Annotated in this window: 6 protein-coding genes and 1 tRNA gene; 1 reads left to right on the top strand and 6 read right to left on the bottom strand. The window is 55.3% G+C overall.

The features are described from left to right. Positions 1 to 199 precede the first annotated feature (199 nt). Positions 200 to 1,552, bottom strand: a complete 1,353-nt coding sequence (locus OCV69_RS02620) for an MATE family efflux transporter (RefSeq protein WP_158357394.1) — start codon at positions 1,550 to 1,552, stop codon at positions 200 to 202. A 99-nt stretch (positions 1,553 to 1,651) separates the two neighbouring features. Further along, positions 1,652 to 1,724, bottom strand: a tRNA-Thr gene (locus tag OCV69_RS02615). Between the two features lie 110 nt (positions 1,725 to 1,834). Here OCV69_RS02615 and OCV69_RS02610 point away from each other — a divergent pair. After that, positions 1,835 to 2,887 carry a DUF4397 domain-containing protein gene (locus tag OCV69_RS02610; RefSeq protein ID WP_158357392.1) on the top strand — a complete coding sequence of 351 codons (1,053 nt, stop codon included), beginning with the start codon at positions 1,835 to 1,837 and terminating at the stop codon, positions 2,885 to 2,887. 62 nt (positions 2,888 to 2,949) lie between these two features. Here OCV69_RS02610 and rlmB read toward each other — a convergent pair whose 3' ends face one another. Genes rlmB through ispF form a run of 4 tightly spaced genes read right to left on the bottom strand, consistent with a single transcriptional unit; the run spans position 2,950 to position 6,101 of the window. Continuing rightward, positions 2,950 to 3,696, bottom strand: coding sequence for a 23S rRNA (guanosine(2251)-2'-O)-methyltransferase RlmB (gene rlmB / locus OCV69_RS02605; protein ID WP_158357390.1), 747 nt, complete (start codon positions 3,694 to 3,696; stop codon positions 2,950 to 2,952). Beyond that, positions 3,693 to 4,148, bottom strand: a complete 456-nt coding sequence (locus OCV69_RS02600; RefSeq protein ID WP_158357388.1) for a Mini-ribonuclease 3 — start codon at positions 4,146 to 4,148, stop codon at positions 3,693 to 3,695. Before OCV69_RS02600 ends, rlmB begins: the two co-directional genes overlap by 4 nt. Beyond that, positions 4,133 to 5,542: a cysteine--tRNA ligase gene (cysS, locus tag OCV69_RS02595; protein WP_022273297.1), complete on the bottom strand. Its 1,410-nt coding sequence runs from the start codon at positions 5,540 to 5,542 to the stop codon at positions 4,133 to 4,135. Before cysS ends, OCV69_RS02600 begins: the two co-directional genes overlap by 16 nt. Before the next feature lie 16 nt (positions 5,543 to 5,558). Then, entirely contained in the window at positions 5,559 to 6,101 is a 543-nt protein-coding gene (gene ispF / locus OCV69_RS02590; RefSeq protein ID WP_158357386.1) for a 2-C-methyl-D-erythritol 2,4-cyclodiphosphate synthase, read from the bottom strand. Between the last annotated feature and the right edge of the window lie 12 nt (positions 6,102 to 6,113).

The raw sequence follows: 6,113 nt of genomic DNA, 5'->3' as shown, positions 1-6,113 counted from the left end.
TTAAGGTTACCCTTTTTTCGGAAAGACACATCAAAATCTTTTTCAAAAGGTTCTTGACATATCACCAGAATGCTTTTATTCCGGCAGAGCCTCCATCAGTCGATTAACCAATTAATAATTAACTAGTTAACTATCATAGAAATTATAATCCCCCCTGCCGCTGCTGGCAAGGGGGAAATTTGTGAAAAAAATGTGTTTTTTACTCTCCATCCTCTTTGGGAAGCTTCCTTTTCAGCATCAGGAAGCAGGCGATGTGGACCGCCCCTGTCACCACCCAGGTCACTGGATAGGAAAGGTACAGTGTCGTCAGGCTCCGGCTCCACTGGAAAACCGTGAAGATCCAAAGGACTCTCAGGCCGCAGACACCGATAATGGATACGCACATGGGGATCACGGAGCTTCCCAGGCCCCGGATACTGCCCACCATGGTATCCATGATGCCGCAGAGGAAGTATGTGGTCCCAAACACCGCCATACGCTTTAAGCCGAACTGAATCACCTCCGGATCCGAGGAATAGATCCGCAGCAGGCTCTCACCGGCAGCAAAGGCCGCCAGGCCCATGCCCAGCCCCACCGCAGTCACAACGCCGACGCAGGTGAGGGTGATCCGGCCGATCCTCTTATATTTCCGGCCGCCGTAGTTCTGGCTGGTAAAGCTTAAGTTCGTCTGGTAGATGGCATTCATGGCATTGTAGATAAAGCCCTCGATATTCTGGGAGGCCGTGTTTCCTGCCATGGCGATGGAGCCGAAGGAGTTGACCGACGACTGGATCAGCACATTGGAGATGGAGAATACTGCGCCCTGCATCCCGGCAGGAAGACCGATCTTGGCGATCCTCTTAAGCTTTACCTTACTGATCCGCAGATCCCGGATCCTGAGCTTTAAAGCGCCCTCGCTCTTTACCAGGCACCAGAATACCAGGCCCGCAGAGATCACCTGGGAGATCACCGTGGCCAGGGCAACGCCGGCCACATCCATATTCAGGGAAATAACAAAAAACAGGTTCAGGACCACGTTCACCACGCCGGCCGCCGTAAGGAAGTATAAGGGACGCCTGGTATCGCCCACGGCCCTCAGAACGGCGCTTCCGAAGTTATAGAGCATGGTGGCCGGCATCCCAGCGAAATAGATCTTCATATAAATGGCGGATTTATCGATCACATCGTCGGGAGTGCCCATCAGCTCCAGCAGAGGCCGGGTCACAAGAAGTCCCAGGGCCACCAGGAACACGCCGGACAGCAGGCTGATGGCTACGGCTGTGTGGACCGTCTCATTGACGTCCTGCTCTCTCTTTGCCCCGTAATACTGGGCCACCAGCACGTTGACTCCCACAGACAGGCCGATGAACACATTGATCAGCAGATTGATCAGAGCGCCGGTGGAGCCCACGGCCGCCAGAGACTGGCTCCCCGCATAACGGCCCACGACGATCACGTCTGCGGCGTTAAAAAGAAGCTGTAAGATGCCAGACAGCATCAGGGGAAAAGAATAGATCAGGATCTTTCCCAGGACTGGTCCGCTGCACATGTCCATTTCATAGGATTTCTTCATTGTACCTTCCTCTTTCCTTTTATTTTTGTGCTGCCGGTGTCGGATCCCGACAAAAAAAGCTTTCCGACGGATCGGAAAGCTTTTACGGCTTTTAAAGAGAGCTGCTAACCAGAATCGAACTGGTGACCTCATCCTTACCAAGGATGCGCACTACCGACTGTGCTATAGCAGCGGGTTGTTTTCTTAAGCCTCAGTTATAATAACATACGTCTACGGATTTGTCAACAGGAACTTTAAAATTTTTTTTACATATCTTAAATTAAAAAACACAGAGGTTTTTTCATGCCAGAAAACAACGAGATCAGAACTCCCAGAGAAGGGGCCGGAACCGCCCCGGAAGAAACGAATGCCGGCGCAGCAGCGGCATGGCCGGATATTTCCGGTGTTCCTACCACGCCTGTGGCGCCTCCAGGCGGTGAGCCTGTCTGGCCGGACAATGACCTGGCCGGCGTCCCCACCACGCCCGTGGCGCCTCCAGGCGGTGAGCCTGTCTGGCCGGACAATGACCTGGCCGGCGTCCCCACCACGCCCGTGGCGCCTCCGGGCGGCGAGCCTGTCTGGCCGGACAATAACCTGGCCGGCGTCCCCACCACGCCTGTGGCGCCTCCGGGCGGTGAGCCTGTCTGGCCGGGAAATACGTTTCCGTGGCCGGTGCCTCCGGTCTTTCCCTTCCCTCCGTCCTCTCCCTATTCCAGCCAGGTCCGTTTCTTAAACGCCTCCACCAACGGCCAGGATCTGGACGTATGGATCGACGGAAGGAATATTTTTTCCGGTTCCACCTTCGCCACTGTATCCTCCTACATCCAGGTGTCCGACGGCTTCCATACCGTCACTGTGCGCCGTACCAACGGCCCGGCCCTGTACCGGAGGACCCTATCCTTCATTTCCGGGGAAAAGGTGACCATGGTGCTCCTTGACACGCCGGGAGGCATCACCCTGTCCCGTGTCTCCGACATGGGCTGCACCAATATCCCGGCAGGCTACGGCTGCCTCCGGGTGGCCAATATGTCTTACAGCGGCTCCAATTACGACGTACGCACCTTTAATAACCAGATCGTCTTCGGCGGCGTGGGCTTTAAAGAGGTGACCACCTTTAAGCAGACGGCAGCCGGAAACTATACATTTTTCGTCACCGCCTCCCAGGCGTCCCTTACAGGCTTTGCAGAGCTTCCAGTGATCCTCCTGACGGCCATTACCGGCGGCTGCTCCGCCTGTATGGTAAACGACCCGATCATGAGCTTTGGCATCAACGTGCGGCCCGGCCGGGTCTATACGTCCTACATCATCGGAAATCCCTGGTCCAATCTGTACCGGGTATATACCCTGGAAAGCTGAGCTTCCAGGCCCATGGCACAAAACAGGCGGGTACATCAGACCGTACCCGCCCTCTCTGTTTCTTATTTTTTTCCCATCCTCTGTCTCACGATCTCATAAGCCAGCACACCGGCGGCCACAGACGCGTTTAAGGAATCGATCTGCCCCTGCATGGGGATGGAGGCCGTCATATCGCATTTCTCCCGGACCAGCCGGCTGACTCCGTCGCCCTCGTTGCCCACCACCAGGCCGATGGGGCCCGTAAGGTTCACCCGGTACATCACATCCCCGCCCATATCGGCGCAGACGAACCACAGGCCGCGTTTTTTCAGATCCTCGATGGTGGCCGCCAGATTGGTCACCTTTGCCACCGGCGTATAATTCAGCGCCCCGGCCGATGTTCTGGCCACCGTTGCCGTAAGGCCGGAGGCGCGGCGTTTGGGAATGATGACGCCGTGGGCCCCTGCCAAATTGGCAGTACGGATGATGGCACCCAGGTTATGGGGGTCCTCAATGCCGTCCAGAAGGATCAGAAACGGCGGCTCTCCTTTTTCCTCGGCAGCCTTTAACATATCCTCCACCTCTGCATATTCATAGGCTGCTCCATAAGCGATGACCCCCTGGTGGTGGCCCGTGTCAGACATCTGGTCCAGCCGCTCTTTGGGCACAAAGGTGATGATGGTATCGTGTTTTTTTGCTTCCCGCAAAATGCTCTTTACAGGCCCGTCCTGGCATCCGTCCAGGATAAACAGGCGGTCAATGGGCTTTCCTGCCCGGAATGCCTCCAGGACCGCGTTGCGGCCTTCTATGGTCAGTTCTTCATATCTCATCTTCCGTCTTCCTCTTTCAGTTCTCCGATTTTTTCAAGTCCCAGGCTCACCACCTCTGTGAGCCGGTCAAACCGCTCCGCCAGATAAAGATATCCCACCAGGGCCTCAAAGCCTGTGGCCATGCGGTATTCCTTCATGGTGGCATTTTTAGCCATGGAGCCGGATTTGGCGTTCCTCCCCCGGCGGCAGACCGTCTTTTCCTCTTCGGTCAGCTCCTCCCACACAGCCAGCAGAAGCTCCATCTGGGCCGACGCCTTCACAAGCCCCGCCGTATGCTTATGGAGCTTGTTCACCTGGACGTTGCCGTCGTTGACCACCTTGGTGCGGATCATGATCTCATAGACCGCATCTCCGATATAGGCCAGCACCAGCGGCGAATACTGGGAAGCATCCGCCTCCTTCAGCCGGAACGCTTCCTTAAACCGGGAAAAAGAGTTTACGCCCGTTTCCATTTTACTCCCTCTCTGGTATCCTCCAGGATGATCCCCATATCCAGGAGCTTTCCGCGGATCTGGTCGGCCAGGGCAAAATCCTTTGCCTTTCTGGCAGCCTGCCTCTGGGCGATCATATCCTCGATCTCAGAATCCAGGATCTCTTCCTTTTTCTCTGTGATGATCCCAAGAACGCCGCAGAGCCGTTCAATGGTCTCCTTCATCCAGCCCACATATGCGCCGGTGCTTTCCGCAGATGCAGTGGAGTTGCTGAGCTTTACCAGCTCGAAGACTGCGGATACGGCGTCGGCCGTATTGAAATCGTCCTCCATGGCCGCTTCGTATTTTTCCACCAGCTCCATGGCCTTTTTCTGGTTTTCCAGTTCTGCGGCGCTCATGGTTCCGGCAGCCGCCTTTTCCTCCAGCTCCTTCAGCTTCTCAACGCCTGTAAGGATACGGTCCAGGCCGTTTTTCGACGCCTCCATCAGCTCCGCGCTGAAATTCAGCGGGCTTCTGTAATGGGCGCTCAGCATAAAGAAACGGAGCACCTGGAGATCATATTTTTCTCCGATCTCCCGTACTGTAAAGAAATTGCCCAGGGATTTGGACATCTTCTTATTATCAATGTTCAGAAAGCCGTTGTGCATCCAGTATCTGGCAAAGGTCACACCGTTGGCCGCCTCACTCTGGGCGATCTCATTTTCGTGGTGGGGGAAGATCAGATCCTCGCCGCCGGCATGGATGTCGATCTCGTCACCCAGGTATCTCTTGGCCATGACCGAGCACTCAATATGCCAGCCGGGACGGCCCTGGCACCAGGGGGACTCCCAGAAGGGCTCTCCTTCCTTTTTGGGCTTCCAGAGTACGAAATCGTTGGGATCCTCTTTGCCCTCTTCACCAGTGACCTTGATCTCACGGAAGCCGGACTGGAGATCGTCCAGGTTTTTATGGGACAGCTTTCCGTAATCCTTGAATTTTCTCACCCGGTAATAAACGGTGCCGTCTGCCGCCGCGTAAGCATAGCCCTTTTCGATCAGGGTGCGGATCATATCCAGCATACCGCCGATCTCCTCTGTGGCCAGGGGATTCTTTGTGGCGGGCATGATATTCATTGCCTCCATATCCTTTCTGCATTCGGCAATATACCGCTTGGAGACCGTATCTGCGTCCACACCCTCCTCGATGGACTTTTTAATGATCTTGTCGTCCACGTCAGTAAAGTTGGACACAAAATTCACCTCATAGCCCTTATACTCAAAATATCTGCGGACCGTATCGAATACGATCATGGGACGGGCGTTTCCGATATGGATCAGGTTATAGACCGTGGGACCGCAGACATACATTTTTACTTTTCCCGGCTCCACCGGAACGAACTCTTCTTTTCTTCTGGAAAGGGTATTATAGATTTTCATGGTCTTCTCCTCTTTTTTATTCTTTCTGACAGCCGGGACAGCCCGTACAGCCTCCCGCATCCATCCGGTCCCCCGGATCGTAATCTGCCACCGTGGAGAGCAGGCACACGGCCTGGGCCGCGATCCCCTCGCCGTTTCCCGTAAAGCCCAGCCCCTCCTCTGTGGTAGCCTTAACGCTGACCCGGTCTCTCTCCAGCCCCAGGGCGTCTGCGATATTCTCCATCATCCCCGGCCGGTACGGCAGAAGCTTCGGCTTCTGGGCGATCACCGTTGAATCGATATTCTCAATGAGGAACCCGTTTTCCGCCAGGATCTCTCCCACCCGTTTTAAAAGGGAAAGGCTGGAGATCCCCTTATACGCCTCGTCGGAATCCGGGAAATGCTGCCCGATATCTCCCAGGGCAGCCGCTCCCAGGAGCGCATCCATAATGGCGTGCAGCAGTACGTCTGCATCTGAATGACCCAGAAGCCCTTTTTCATAGGGAATGTCCACACCCCCCAGAATCAGCTTCCTGCCTTCCGTCAGCCGGTGTACATCGTATCCCTGACCGATCCTCATACTCATTCTCCT

The sequence above is a fragment of the Alitiscatomonas aceti genome (genome assembly GCF_025567195.1).
Classification (GTDB): Bacteria; Bacillota; Clostridia; order Lachnospirales; family Lachnospiraceae; genus Alitiscatomonas; species Alitiscatomonas aceti.
This window is presented reverse-complemented; position numbering and strand designations above follow the sequence as displayed.